The organism is Candidatus Brocadiaceae bacterium, from assembly GCA_012728835.1.
In the GTDB taxonomy this organism is placed as follows: Bacteria; Planctomycetota; Brocadiia; order SM23-32; family SM23-32; genus JAAYEJ01.
The window spans coordinates 1-12874 of sequence record JAAYEJ010000028.1 but is presented as its reverse complement, the minus strand read 5'-3'; the positions used below and the strand labels follow the sequence as shown (position 1 = coordinate 12874).

The 12874-nt window shown below is 69.9% G+C and carries 8 protein-coding genes; 3 read left to right on the top strand and 5 right to left on the bottom strand.

The window, feature by feature from the left end; all coding sequences use genetic code 11:
* Positions 1-266 precede the first annotated feature (266 nt).
* A complete protein-coding gene (locus GXY85_04185; GenBank protein ID NLW50029.1) occupies positions 267-3068 on the bottom strand; it encodes a DUF4091 domain-containing protein in 2802 nt (933 codons plus the stop codon).
* A 171-nt stretch (positions 3069-3239) separates the two neighbouring features.
* Between GXY85_04185 and GXY85_04180 the strand changes: the two genes are divergently transcribed.
* The gene (locus GXY85_04180) at positions 3240-4091 is read left to right on the top strand and encodes a hypothetical protein (GenBank protein NLW50028.1); all 852 of its coding nucleotides are present in this window, start codon (positions 3240-3242) and stop codon (positions 4089-4091) included.
* Here the strand turns inward: GXY85_04180 and GXY85_04175 are convergent.
* Genes GXY85_04175 through GXY85_04160 form a run of 4 tightly spaced genes read right to left on the bottom strand, consistent with a single transcriptional unit; the run spans position 4085 to position 8007 of the window.
* Positions 4085-4516: an ACT domain-containing protein gene (locus GXY85_04175; GenBank protein NLW50027.1), complete on the bottom strand. Its 432-nt coding sequence runs from the start codon at positions 4514-4516 to the stop codon at positions 4085-4087. The genes GXY85_04180 and GXY85_04175 overlap by 7 nt on opposite strands.
* 11 nt (positions 4517-4527) lie before the next feature.
* Complete coding sequence (locus GXY85_04170; protein NLW50026.1) at positions 4528-5829, bottom strand: phenylacetate--CoA ligase; 1302 nt, start codon at positions 5827-5829, stop codon at positions 4528-4530.
* A complete protein-coding gene (locus GXY85_04165) occupies positions 5810-6325 on the bottom strand; it encodes a pyruvate ferredoxin oxidoreductase (GenBank protein NLW50025.1) in 516 nt (171 codons plus the stop codon). Before GXY85_04165 ends, GXY85_04170 begins: the two co-directional genes overlap by 20 nt.
* Positions 6316-8007 carry a 4Fe-4S binding protein gene (locus GXY85_04160; protein ID NLW50024.1) on the bottom strand — a complete coding sequence of 564 codons (1692 nt, stop codon included), beginning with the start codon at positions 8005-8007 and terminating at the stop codon, positions 6316-6318. Before GXY85_04160 ends, GXY85_04165 begins: the two co-directional genes overlap by 10 nt.
* A gap of 223 nt (positions 8008-8230) precedes the next feature.
* On the opposite strand from GXY85_04160, the gene GXY85_04155 reads away from it, so the two are divergent.
* Together GXY85_04155 and GXY85_04150 are read left to right on the top strand one after the other, a co-directional pair.
* Positions 8231-9301, top strand: a complete 1071-nt coding sequence (locus tag GXY85_04155) for a phosphotransferase (GenBank protein NLW50023.1) — start codon at positions 8231-8233, stop codon at positions 9299-9301.
* A gap of 141 nt (positions 9302-9442) precedes the next feature.
* The coding region (locus GXY85_04150; GenBank protein ID NLW50022.1) for a hypothetical protein at positions 9443-12874 on the top strand (3432 nt) is incomplete at its 3' end.

Here is a 12874-nt window from a genome sequence, read left to right as displayed (position 1 = left end):
TGTCGTTCTCTGCCGTCTTCTGCCGTTCTCCGCGCCCTCTGCGTCCTCCGCGGTCCAAAGATATGTCACCGCAGAGAGCGCCGAGAACGCAGAGGGCAACGGCTCCGGAGAAGACACAAGAGCTGCCATCGGCAACGCAACGCAGTCACACTCCTGACCCCGCCCTCCATCCCTCCTCTGCCGTCCTCTGCCGTCTTCTGCCGTTCTCCGCGCCCTCTGCGTCCTCTGCGGTATATCACCTCCCTGCCCGACCGTTGCGACGCGTGCTACTCCTCAGCAAGCTTGCGCTGCACTTCGCCCGCGAGTTCGTAGAGCCGGACGCGCTGGGCCTGCCAGCCGGAGCCGAGGAACCACTGGTGGCCGGTGGCGTTCGGGGCGGCCCGCCAGCCTTTTGCGCTGATGCCCGGCCGCTTCTCGTCGCGGCCGTGGAGCTGCAGGTTGCTGAGGCTCAGCCAGAGCATCATGTGGCGCGCGGCCAGATATTCTTCGCAGCGGCCGGCCAGGTCCTCGCCCAGCTTCGCCTTGAGCGCCTCGTCCGTCACGGCTTCCTCGACCACTATGTACGCCTCGGCGTCTTGCACGCCTTCGCGGAGCGCCTCCAGGCGGTTGGTCGAGACCGGCCCGTTCGGCCCGGGGGCCAGCATGGAGTCGGCGATGAACAGGTTTCGCCAGTCGCTTTCGGGGTAGCGCTGGTAGCTGCGGGCCGTGCGCCGCCCATGCTTGTCCTTCACGACGAGCCAGTAGTCGGCGCCCAGGCGCCCCAGCCCGCACTGCGAGCCCGTGATCGCCGCCTCCATCATGCGGAACCATCGCGTACACGGATGCCGCTCCCGCGAGAACCGGTCGAAGAGCGCCACCAGGTCCGCGCGTGCCCAGCCGCGGTGGCTCTCGATCCCGCCCCTGTAGCCCTTGCCCCGGTCGGCGCCGTCGTCGGAGAACGTCACGGACCAGACTCGCGCCTGGTAGCCGATCCGCGCGATATCGTACATCCGCCTGCGCTCCGGCTTGTCCATGTCATGCCAGCTTGTGACGAACCCCTCGTGCGACTGGATGGCCCAGGGCACGTCGCCGGCCACGTCCTTGAGGAACGCCATCTCGTCCTTCGTCGCCCACGTGTCGTAGAGGATGCCGAACGTCATCGCCTCATCCAGCCCGCGCGTCCGGAGGCGGGAATGGAGTTCGTCGAAGAGCGGCTTCCAGAGCGGCGTGCTGGCTTCGGTCTCGAAGAGCGTGGGCAGAGTCACGTTCTCGGTCGTGCCCGTCGCGGGATCGAGCACGGTCACCTTGGGGCCGAGCCCGTAGTTGCCGCCCTTCTTGTCCAGGTTCTCCCTCGTCAGCCTCTTGCGCACCGCCGCCCCGCCGGCAATCGCGCCGTCGTCCTTCGGGGTCATGTAGACGTCCCAGATGAGGAAAATGATCTTCTTCGGCGTGCCCATGTGCTTCTCGGCGACGTCCAGGTAACGCTCCATGGTCGAGAAGTCGTAGCCGTAGCCGCCGTCCTCCTTCTTCACCCACCGGACCATCGATTCCTCGTTGCCGACGTTCGTGTGGGCGATCAGGGGCACGTAGACGATGCGGCAACCGGTGCGGCCCATCTGCTCGAATGACTTCGCGATCAGGTCGAAATGCTCATCCGACCACCGCTCGACGCCGTATTCCAGTTCGAGGGTGTCGGGGCACTGGATCATATCCACCCAGGTGCGGTAGTCGTCGGGATCGGGCAGCCGCCAGTCGGCGACGCGCACCTCGACGGGCACGTCCACGGGCGCCTCCCCTTCGGCCTCGATCCGCACAGAGCCGGCATATGTGCCCGCTCCGACATCGGCCGGCACGCGCACGCTGAGCCACACGGGCACCACGGCGCCGCCCACGGGCGGCTTGGCGTCGGGCGGCGTGGGGTAGGAGTAGAAGCGGTAGTCGCGCCCGCCCCGGAGCCGGAGATGCCCCGGGATCTTGGAGCCCAGCAGGTTCTTGTTGATGAGGTCGGTGCGGACGTAGAGCACCTCGCCCCGCGCCTTCGTCGGCTCGAAGACGACGGGATCGACCCGCGCCGGTGCCTCGTCCGACAGGCCATCCAGCAGCGTCGGGAAGGTGGTGTACGGCGCGACGTCGGTCAGGTGGGTCTCGGACGTCAGCGCCTGCTCGCCCCACGGGATGCCGTAGCGCACATCCACGGCCGACGCCGGGATCGCGCCGCCGGGACCCGTCAGATCGCCCGGCGTGGCCGTGAGGCCCACGATCGGCCGGGTCGAGCCGACGATGACCTTGCCGTCGAACAGCCCGTTCCGCGCGGCCGTGATGACGACCGGCCGCAGACCCTCGGCCGCGTCGCCGAAGTCGAGGTCGTAGTCGGAGGCCAGGATGTCGGCGTTCCACACCTGGAAGCCGTCCGGCCGGACGGCGTTCGGAACAAGCCCGTCGGCAGTCGCCGCGACGAGTTCGACGCGCTGGAGTTCACAGGCTGCCGGCGTGTACTCCCGCACCTCCTCGCCGCTCTCCTGAACCGGGTAAGAGGCCCGCACGATCTCCAGCCCGACGACGTTCGCGCCCGTCTGCAGGCTGTCGGCCGCGATCGTCAGGTCGGTCAACGTGCGCTCCTCGCCAACCGGCCCGTCTGCCAGCGGTTCGCCGGCCGCGACGTGCTCCCGCGCGACTTCCTTGCCATTCAGGTAGACCACGAGCCCGCCGCGGTAGCCGACCGTCAGCTTCAGGTCCCTCACGGCGGCGGGATCGGTCACGGTGAACTTGCCGCGCACGCAGAGCCGCTTCGCCAGCGCCGTCTTCGGCACCAGCAGCGCCGTCCCGCGCGCCCAGAATTGGTCGTCGAAGTCGGTCGCCTCCCATCCCTCAGCGGCCGGCGGCGTCTCCGTGTTCAGCCATCGCCACTGGAAGCTGACGGTCTCACCGTTCTCCAGCACGGGCGGCGCCAGTTGGCAGGTGAACCGCCAGACGGAGTAGCTGTCGAGCACCGAAACGGACCCCGTGCCCGCCGGCGCCTCCTGTGCAAACGCACCCGCCGCAGACAGCACCAGTGCCGCCGCCCCGACCCACGCTGCAATCCCCTTCATGCCTCCGCGCCCTCCATAGACAGGTTCCCGGAAGTGTATTCCCGGCCATGATACCGAAACGAGTTCAACAGAACGAAATGAGGGACACCAACCCATTGACGGGATGGGATGCGGTCGTGTATCGTGTTTGTAGCGCATGGGGTGCGTGATTCATGGGAAGAGGGGCTCACAATGGGAAGGCGGGCGTCGGGCGTGGCCGCTGGAGTGATGCTGTTGTTGACTGTGGCCGGGGTGACGGCCACGTACCCGGAAGACGCGCGCGGCCGGCCGACGCGGTGCCCGGATGACGACGCCGAGTGCCGGGCCTCCGCTCCATCCCTTGCCGTCGATCTGGCCATGGAGGGAGTGCCCGACGACATGGAGGAGGACCCCGGAGCGGGGCTGGCTGTCGGCGACGCCCGCAGGCGACTCAGTATCGTCCTGTGCCCTCCCCTTGGGAGCAACGGCACGGCGGCGTGGACGGCCGAGTTGCGGGGCGGCGCAGAGGTGCGGTTCTACGCAACCGAGAGCGGCGGCACTCCACTGACGGCGGAGGCGTTGACCTGGACGGGGGGCGGCGACCCCGGCGCCGAAGGACGACCCGCGCCCGACCACGTCTGGCTGGAGGCCGTGTCCGGCGGCTACTGCGACATAACGCTCACGCTCAGCGCCGACGACGAGTGCTGCAGCACGGCACAGGACCTCGTCCGGGTCGCGGCTCTCCACGTGGACCTGAGGGTCCGGGACCTCCCCGAGGAACGGGAGGAACACCCGGGCGTGCTCCTCGGCGTCGGCGGCGACCGGGTGCCTGTGATGCTGAGCGTTGTGCCGGAGACGGCGGGCCCGGTGAGGATCACCGTAATGGGAGACCCCGACGCCATGGACCTCTACGCCGAGCAGAGCGGAGGCGAACCGCTCGGGGACGTGCTCGAGTATGAGACGGCCGAGACGATGCCGCATGTCCTCTACCTCCAGGCCACCGCCGGGGGCAGGGCCGGCATCGCGCTGTCGGCCGGACTGCCGCTGACGCGCTCGGGTCACTGACCCAGAACGGCCACGCGGCTCATGACGTTGATGCCGGCCTTCTGGAGCGCTGCCACAGCGGCGGCGTTGTCCTCGAACCGGAAGACGAGCGCGGCCTGCCGGCTGCGGACGGTCGAGAAGGCGTACATGTACTCCACGTTGATGCCGTCCGCCCGCAACGCGTCCAGGACGCGGACCAGCCCGCCCGGCCTGTCCTCCACCTCGACGGCCAGCACGTGGTTGACCACGACCGGGAAGCCCGCCTCGCGCAGCGCGGCGGCGCCGGCCTCGGGATCGGAGACGATCATGCGCAGGATGCCGAAGTCGGCGGTGTCGGCCAGGCTGAGCGCCAGGATGTTGACGCCGCGGTCCGCCAGCGCATGGCAGGCGGCCTCGAGCCGCCCGGTTCGGTTCTCCAGGAAGATCGACATCTGCTTCACGAACATGGTGCATCCCCCTACTGCTGTCTGCGCCGGTCGACGACGCGCTTCGCCTTGCCTGTGCTCCGCTCGATGGAGCCGGGCTCCATCAGCCGCACGTGCACGCGCAGGCCGAGCGTGCTCTCGATCCTGGCCCGCACGCGCCGGCTGAACTCCTCCAGCTCGCGCACGCGGTCGGAGAAGAAGCGCTCCTCGACCTCCACCTGCACCTCCATGTCGTCCATCGAGCCCTGGCGGTCCACCACGATCTGGTAGTGCGGCTGAACGCCCTCGATACCGAGCAGGATGGACTCGATCTGCGAGGGGAACACATTGACGCCGCGCACGATCAGCATGTCGTCGCTGCGCCCCTGCACGCGCTCCATGCGGACCGTCGTGCGGCCGCACTCGCAGCGCCCGTAATGCAGGCGTGTGATGTCGCGGGTGCGGAAGCGGATCAGCGGCATCCCCGTCTTGCTGATGGTCGTCAGCACGAGTTCGCCCGGCTTGCCCTCGGAGACCGGCTGCAGCGTCTCGGGGTCGATCAACTCCGGCAGAAAGTGGTCCTCGAAGATGTGCAGGCCGCTCTGGCATTCGCACTCCGCCGAGACGCCCGGCCCGATGACCTCCGTCAGGCCGTAGATGTCGTAGGCGCGGATGCCCATGCGCTCCTCGATCTCCGCGCGCATCCGGTCGGTCCACGGCTCGGCGCCCAGCACGGCCACGCGCAGGGGCAGCGCGCGCACGTCGACGCCCATCTGCTCGGCCACTTCGGCCAGGTAGGTGGCGTAGCTCGGAGTGCCCATCCAGACGGTGGTGCCGAAGTCCTGCATCAGAGCGATCTGACGCTCGGTGTTGCCGCCGGAGATGGGCACGACCGTCGCCCCCAGGCGCTCGGCGCCGTAGTGGGCACCCAGACCGCCGGTGAACAGCCCGTAGCCCCAGGCGACCTGGCAGATGTCGCCGGAGGTGACGCCGGCCTGGTGGAGCGTGCGCGCCATCACCTCGCTCCACACGTCCAGGTCGTGCCGGGTGTAGCCGGCGACGATGGGGCGCCCCGTGGTTCCGCTCGAGCAGTGAATGCGCACGATCTCGTCCTGCGGCACCGCGAAGAGGCGGAACGGGTAGTTCGCGCGCAGGTCGTCCTTGACCGTGAACGGCAGCCCGGCGACGTCCCCGAGCGTCTGCACGTCCGCCTCGGTCGCGCCCGAGCGCTCGAACGCCTCCCGGTAGAACGGCACGCGCTCGCGCACGTAGGCCACGAGGCGGCGCAGCTTCCCGACCTGCTCCCGTTCAAGCTCCTCGCGCGGCAGGTAGTCCCTATCCCACGGATGCTGCATGGTCTGCTCCGTCCGGATCATGTCGGCGGCCGGCCTCGAAGGCGGCGACGTTCGACTCATGGGTGACCGGCGGCAGCGCGCGCCGGATCGCGTCGTGCCAGACCTCGACCGGCACGCTCAGGTATCGGGCCAGCAACCCCAGAGCGGCCATGTTGCGGCACCTGCGGTCGGCCAGGCCGCTCTCCGGGCCCGCCGGCAGGGAGACGAGCCGCCCCCGCCCCGGGCGCAGCCTCGGGGCGGCGCGCCGGCCCTCCACGTCGTCCAGTACCACGATGAAGTCGGCCGCGCCCCACGGCGCCAGGGGGCTGAAGACGCGCGCGCCCCAGCGCACCTCGCTGACCACGCTGCCGCCCCGCTGCGCCATGCCGTGCACCTCGCTCTGCTTGACGTCGTGCCCGCAGGCAACGAGGGCATCGGCCAGCACCTGGCCGGCCTTCAGCACGCCCTGCCCGCCGACTCCGACGATCAGCACGTTGGTGGCTTCGCTCACGGGCATTGCACCTCCCGTACCGCGCCGAATCGGCACATCTCGGCGCAGAGCCCGCAGCCGCGGCACAGCGCTTCGCTGATGCGCACGAACCCGTCCGCCGGCTCCAGGGCGGGGCATCCCGTGCGCAGGCAGGCGCCGCAATCCCTGCACGCCTCGGCATCGATCACGAAGCGACGCACCTCGCGCGGGCGTTCGGCCAGCAGGCAGGGCCGCCGGCAGACGATGACGCTGTACCGGTCGCCGGCCGTGGCCTCGCGCAGGGCCCGCTCCAGGCCCGCCCGGTCGTAGGGGTCAATCACCCGCACGTCGCGCACGCCCAGGCCGCGGCAGACCGCCGCCACGTCCGCCTGAGGGGCCGCCGTGCCGTCCAGCCGGCGGCCCGTCCCCGGATGGTCCTGCCCGCCGGTCATGGCCGTCGTGCGGTTGTCCAGGACCAGCAGCGTGCCGCGTGAACCGTTGTAGACCGCGTCCAGAACGCCCGTCATGCCCGAATGGAAGAACGTGCTGTCGCCGATGACGCCGACCACGCGCCGCGCCTCCTGTTCGTCTGCGACCCGCTCGATGCCCAGCGCCAGCCCCACGCCGGCGCCCATGCACAGGCAGGTGTCCAGGGTGCTCAACGGCGGCAGAGCGCCCAGGGAGTAGCATCCGATGTCGCCCATGACGATCAGGTCCAGCTTCTTCAGGACCGAGAAGACGCTGCGATGGCCGCAGCCGGGGCAGAGCACCGGCGGCCGGGGCGGCGGCAGGTCGGCCGGGACGGGGGGCGGCTCCTCGGGCGTGCCCTCCAGGATGGCCCGCACGCGGTCGGGGTTCAGCTCGCCCAGCCGGAACGGCGCGGCCTTGCCGCGGGCCGGAATGCCCGCCGCGCGGATCTCCGTCAGCAGGAAATCGCCCAGCTCCTCGACCACCAGCAGGTCGCCCACCTGCCGCTGGAACTCGGCGATGCGCGCCAGCGGAAGCGGCCAGACCGTGGCAAGCGTCAGGACCGGCACCCCGGGGGCGGTCTCCCGGACGTACTGCGAGGCCACCCCGGCCGCGACCACGCCGAACGCCGCAGCGGCGCCGTCCCCATGGACCCGGTTCAAGCCCGTCTGCTCGCAGTAGTCGCGCAGTCGGGCCAGACGCTCCTCCAGGACGACCCGGCGCTTCCGGGCGTTGCCGGGCACCATGACGAACCGGGGAATGTCGCGCTGGAACCCGTAGCGCCGCTCGAGTTCCTCCGGCGGCGCGGGCTCCACCAGGCTCTTGCAGTGACAGACGCGCGTGGTCATGCGCAGAAGCACGGGCGTCTCGAACCGTTCGCTGAGCGCAAACGCCTCGCGCGCCAGCGCGTAGGCCTCCTGGCTGTCGGACGGCTCCAGCATCGGCAGCCCGGCCAGGCGCGCGTAGTGGCGGCTGTCCTGCTCGTTCTGCGAGGAGTGCATGCCGGGATCGTCGGCCGTGACCACGACAAAGCCGCCGCGCACGCCCGTGTAGGCGGACGTGACCAGCGGGTCGGCCGCCACGTTCAGCCCCACGTGCTTCATCGTAACCAGTGCCCGTGCGCCGGCATACGCTGCGCCCGCGCCGACTTCCAGGGCCACCTTCTCGTTCGGCGCCCAGCCCAGTGCGATACGGCGGTCGCCGTACTCGGCCAGCGTCTGGAGTACCTCCGTGCTCGGCGTCCCCGGGTAGCCGGTGGCCATGCGAACCCCCGCATGGGCCGCCGCCAGCGCCACGGCCTCGTTGCCGGCCAGGAGCAGCTTGCCTGCCTCGACAGTCTCGTGCACTACAGACACCTTCCGGTCCTTTGCTTTCCTGCAGATGGCCGCCCGGAAGCCGGGCGAAGACGGTAGAATCGTGCATTATGCCGGATACGGCGGCGGATGGGAAGTGCGAAGGCGACGCACCGAAGGACGGACCCAACCCATGACACGACACCCGGAAGACGGACTGATCGAGACCGTCCTGGCGGACTACGACCTGGGGACGCTGCAGGCGGTGCAGGACCACGGCGGCACGGCCGCCGCCAACCGACGCCTGCAGACGACCCGCGGCCTCTGGCTGCTGCGCACGCGCGGCGCCCGCACGTCGACGCCGGAGGCCGTCGCCTTCGACCACGCCCTGCGCCGCCACCTCGTCCGGCACGGCGTGCCGACGGCGGCGCCCGTCGCCCGCCGCGACGGAGAGACCTGCACCCGCCTCGGCGGCCGCGTCTTCGAGGTCTACCCCCTGCTGCCCGGCCGGAGCTGCGCCCGCGCGGATGACGACCAGCTGCGCTCGGCCGCCCGGGCACTGGCGGACTTCCACCGGGCCGCCGCCTCGTTCCCCCTGGCCGACGACGCGCCGCCGGTGGCCCAGTATGCCACCGTGGGCGTTCCGGACGCGCTCCGGCGCCCGGAAGACCCCTTCCTGCTCGGACGCGCCTACGACGAACTGCTTGCGGGCGCAGCCGGCGCGCTCGCCGAAGAGGCGGAATGCTGCCGCCTCTGGCTGGAGCGTCTGAGAGAGGAGTTCGGAGACGGACGCTACTACAGACTCCCGCAGGTTCTGACGCACGGGGACTACACCCTGGCCAATCTCCTGTTCGACGGGCACGGCGAGGTGAGCGGCGTCTTCGACTTCGACTGGGCGCGCCCGGCGGCCCGCGTGCGGGACCTGGCCGACGGCATGTACTTCATCGGCGCGGTCCGCCGCACGCCGCTCGATCCGGCCGACATCCGGTCGCTGACGGACGCCTCGGACTTCCGGGTCGATCGGTGCGTGCTCTGGCTGAGCTCCTATTCCGGGCGCGCGCCGCTGGAGGCCGCCGAGGTGCACGCACTGCCGCTCGCGTTCGCAGCCCGCTGGCTGTCCGTGCGCATCGAGGGCACGGCCAAGGTGCCGCCGCCCGAGCGCGTGCACTTCAGCCTCCGCGATCTGCCGCGCCCCCTCCTCTGGCTGGCCCGCCACTGGGCAGAGGTCGCGGCCACCCTGGGTTGCCGGCCGCACACAGGCTGAGTGCGCGCCCGCGGGCGCGTTGAACACGGTTGCGATACCCCGTACACTCAGATCGTTCGGATGGACGGTTCTGGGAATCCCGCCGACGGCGGGTCCGGGTGAGGGACGGGAGGCAGTGCGGCCCGTTGAGGGAGGAGCAGGATGAGACGAGCAGACTGGATGCTGGCCGGATGGCTGTGTGTTCTGACGATCGCCGGTTGCGCAGCGCCCGCAGGGGCGCTGGCCCAGGGAGAGCGCCCGGCGGAACCCCCGGGGGAGGCCCGGACCCTGTGGATGCTGGACACGGCCGTCCGACAGACCACCGCCACGCGCGACGTCGTGTCGATGAGCGGATGGTGGCTCTGGCAACCGGCGGGCGGCGAGATGGACGCCCCTCCGGAGGACGGATGGGGCCGGCTCCGGGTGCCCACCCCGTGGCCGTCGAACACAGACGACCAGGCGCAACGCAGGCTCACACCCAACCCGGCCTGGCCGGACAAGGCCCTGGCGGACCTCAAGGCCGCCTGGTATCAGGTGGAGCTGACCGTGCCCGACGACTGGGCGGACCGCCACATCGCGCTGACGGCCGATTACCTGCACTCCTTCGCCACCGTCTACGTGGACGGCTGGAAGGCCGGCGACATGCAGTTCCCCGCCGGCGAGGTGGACCTGACGCCGTTCTGCCACCCCGGCCGGACGCACACGCTCAGCATCGCGGTGCTGGCCGTGCCGCTGCGCGCCGTCATGCTGGCCTTCAACGACACCAACGCGGCCCGAGAGGTCGAGGGACGGGTCAGGAACAAGGGACTCTGCGGCGACGTGAAGCTCGTGGCGGGCCCGCGCGAGGCGCGCATCGGCGACGTCCGCGTCGAAACGTCCACGCGCAACTGGCAGATCACGTTCAACACGGAGCTGTCCGACGTCGACCCGGAGGCGGCCTACGTCCTGCACGCCGAGGTCCGCGACGGGGACGAGGTCGCCCGCACGTTCACCAGCGACCCCTTCAGCGGCAGGGAAGTCGTCGACGGCCGGATATCGATCACCAAGAACTGGCGGCCCGAGAAGCTGTGGGATCTGCACACGCCCGAGAACCGCTATGACGTGACCGTATCGGTGCTGGACGCCGGCGGGAAGGTGCTGGACGAGGCGCTGCCGGAGCGGTTCGGCTTCCGCGAGTTCTGGATCGACGGACGCTTCTTCTACCTGAACGGCTCCAAAGTCTTCCTGTCCTTCTCACGCGGCCAGCCGGGCCGCGACTACGACGGCGCCCGCGAGCGGATGCGCAGCCTGCGCGAGGTGGGTATCAACCTCGTCGCCTGCGGCGGCTTCGGCGCGGCGCCGGGCGATCATACCGGCTTCGAAGGCGTGCTCAAGGCCGCCGACGACGAAGGCACGCTGGTCGCACTGACCCAGCCGCACTACCGCCAGTACGATTGGAACACGGCCGACGCCGAGGAGACGAACGGCTACGCCCGGCACACCGAGTTCTACACGCGCATCGCCGGCAATCACCCCTCGGTCGTCTTCTACGCGGCCAACCACAACGGCACGGGCTACAGCGAGGACATGAATCCCGACACGATCGACGGGATTCACAATCCCCGCCAGACCTATCAGACGCGAAACGCCTCGTGGGCCCTGCGCGCACAGGCGATCGTGAACAAGCTCGACCCGACGCGCATCTATTACCATCACTCGTCGGGCAACCTGGGCCCGATGTTCACGAGCAACTTCTACGCGAACTTCACGCCCGTCCAGGAGATGGACGACTGGTTCGGGCACTGGGCCACGTACGGCCGCAAGCCCATGGACACGGTCGAGTACGGCACGCCGCTTTCCTGGGACTGGTCCATGTACCGCGGCTGGTACAAGGGCGTGCGGACCTTCGGCAGCGCCGTCGTCCCGTGGGAGATCTGCAACGCCGAGTGGAACGCGCAGTTCCTCGGGCCCCAGTCCTACGACATCACCGAGGAAGAGAAGACCAACCTCCGCTGGGAGGCCGGGAAGTTCCGCAACGGTGAACTCTGGCACCGCTGGGACTACCCCCACCGCCTCGGCGGTCCCCACCCCGAGCGGGACCCGGTCCTGGCGATGTACTTCACCAACAACTTCCGCGCCTTCCGCACCTGGGGGCTGTCGGTCAGCGCCCCCGAGGGCTACAGGGACTACCCCATGGCAACGGCCGCTCTCCAGCGCAACAACGGTCCGCTGCTCGCCTACATCGCCGGCAAGCCGGCTGCGTTCACCAGCAAGGACCATAACTTCCTTGCCAGCGAGACTGTTGAGAAGCAACTGATCATCATCAACAACTCGCGCGAGACGGTCACGGCCGACTGCGAGTGGACCCTGGGGCTCCCGTCGCCGGTGAACGGCACGAAGTCGGTCGAAGTGCCGACGGGCGAGCAGGAGCGGATCCCCCTCTCGTTCGAGCTGCCGGACGGTCTGGCCGCCGGGCAGTATACGCTGACGGCCGCCGTGCGCTTCAGTTCGGGCGAGACGCAGGAGGATTCCTTCGACGTCCACGTGCTGCCTGCGCCGGAGCCGGTTGCTGCGGCCGGCCGGATCGCCGTCTTCGATCCGAAGGGCGAGACGGCAAAGATGCTGGCCGACCTGGGCGTGGCCTTCGACAAGGTGGAGGCCGAATCGGACACGTCGTCCTATGACGTGCTCGTCATCGGCAAGAACGCCTTGACGCTCGCCAACGCCGCTCCGGACCTGGCCCGCGTTCGGGAGGGTCTCCGAGTGGTGCTCTTCGAGCAGACGGGCGACGTGCTCGAGAAGCGGTTCGGGTTCCGCATCGCCGAATACGGCCTGCGCAACGTGTTCGAGCGCGTGCCCGACCATCCGCTGCTGTCCGGCATCGCCGACGAGAACCTCCGCGACTGGCGCGGCAGCGCCACCGTGCTGCCGTCCGTCATCAGTTACGTAATGGACTACTCGCCCATCGTCGAATGGTGCGGCATGCGCGCGCGACGGATCTGGCGCTGCGGCAACCGCGGGAACGTCGCCTCGGCCCTGATCGAGAAGCCGGCGGCCGGCGACTTTTTGCCCATCCTCGATGGCGGCTACTCCCTGCAGTACGCCACGCTGATGGAGTACCGCGAGGGACAGGGCATGGTGCTGTTCTGCCAGACCGACGTGACCGGCCGCACCGAGAGCGATCCGGCCGCCGAGGCGCTGGCGCGCAACATCGTGCGCTACGTGTCCCAATGGCAGCCCGCAGCCCGCAGGACGGTCGTCTATGCCGGCGACGAGGCCGGCCGTGAGCATCTGGAGGCGGCGGGCATCACTCTCTCCGCTTTCAACGGTGACCTTTCCGATGGACAGGTTCTCGTTGTCGGCCCGGGCGCGGGCGAGCAGCTTGCCGCCAACGCTTCGGCCGTCCGTGACTGGGTGCGAGACGGCGGGCAGGTCGTGGCCCTCGGCCTGACGGGCGAGGAGGCAAGTGCCTTCCTGCCGGCGCAGGTGACGACGACGCCCGGCGAGCACATCGCCTCCTGCTTCGAGGCGGTCGGGACCGACTCGCCGCTGGTCGGCGTTTCGCCGGCGGACGTGCACAACCGCGATCCGCGCGAGCTTCCGCTCGTGACGGAC

Bases quoted from the DNA above. Each gene is read 5' to 3' on its own strand.
- GXY85_04155 (NLW50023.1), top strand. From the start codon at position 8,231: ATGACACGACACCCGGAAGACGGACTGATCGAGACCGTCCTGGCGGAC.
- GXY85_04160 (NLW50024.1), bottom strand. From the start codon at position 8,007: ATGGCCACCGGCTACCCGGGGACGCCGAGCACGGAGGTACTCCAGACG.
- GXY85_04165 (NLW50025.1), bottom strand. From the start codon at position 6,325: ATGCCCGTGAGCGAAGCCACCAACGTGCTGATCGTCGGAGTCGGCGGG.
- GXY85_04175 (NLW50027.1), bottom strand. From the start codon at position 4,516: ATGTTCGTGAAGCAGATGTCGATCTTCCTGGAGAACCGAACCGGGCGG.
- GXY85_04170 (NLW50026.1), bottom strand. From the start codon at position 5,829: ATGCAGCATCCGTGGGATAGGGACTACCTGCCGCGCGAGGAGCTTGAA.
- GXY85_04185 (NLW50029.1), bottom strand. From the start codon at position 3,068: ATGAAGGGGATTGCAGCGTGGGTCGGGGCGGCGGCACTGGTGCTGTCT.
- GXY85_04180 (NLW50028.1), top strand. From the start codon at position 3,240: ATGGGAAGGCGGGCGTCGGGCGTGGCCGCTGGAGTGATGCTGTTGTTG.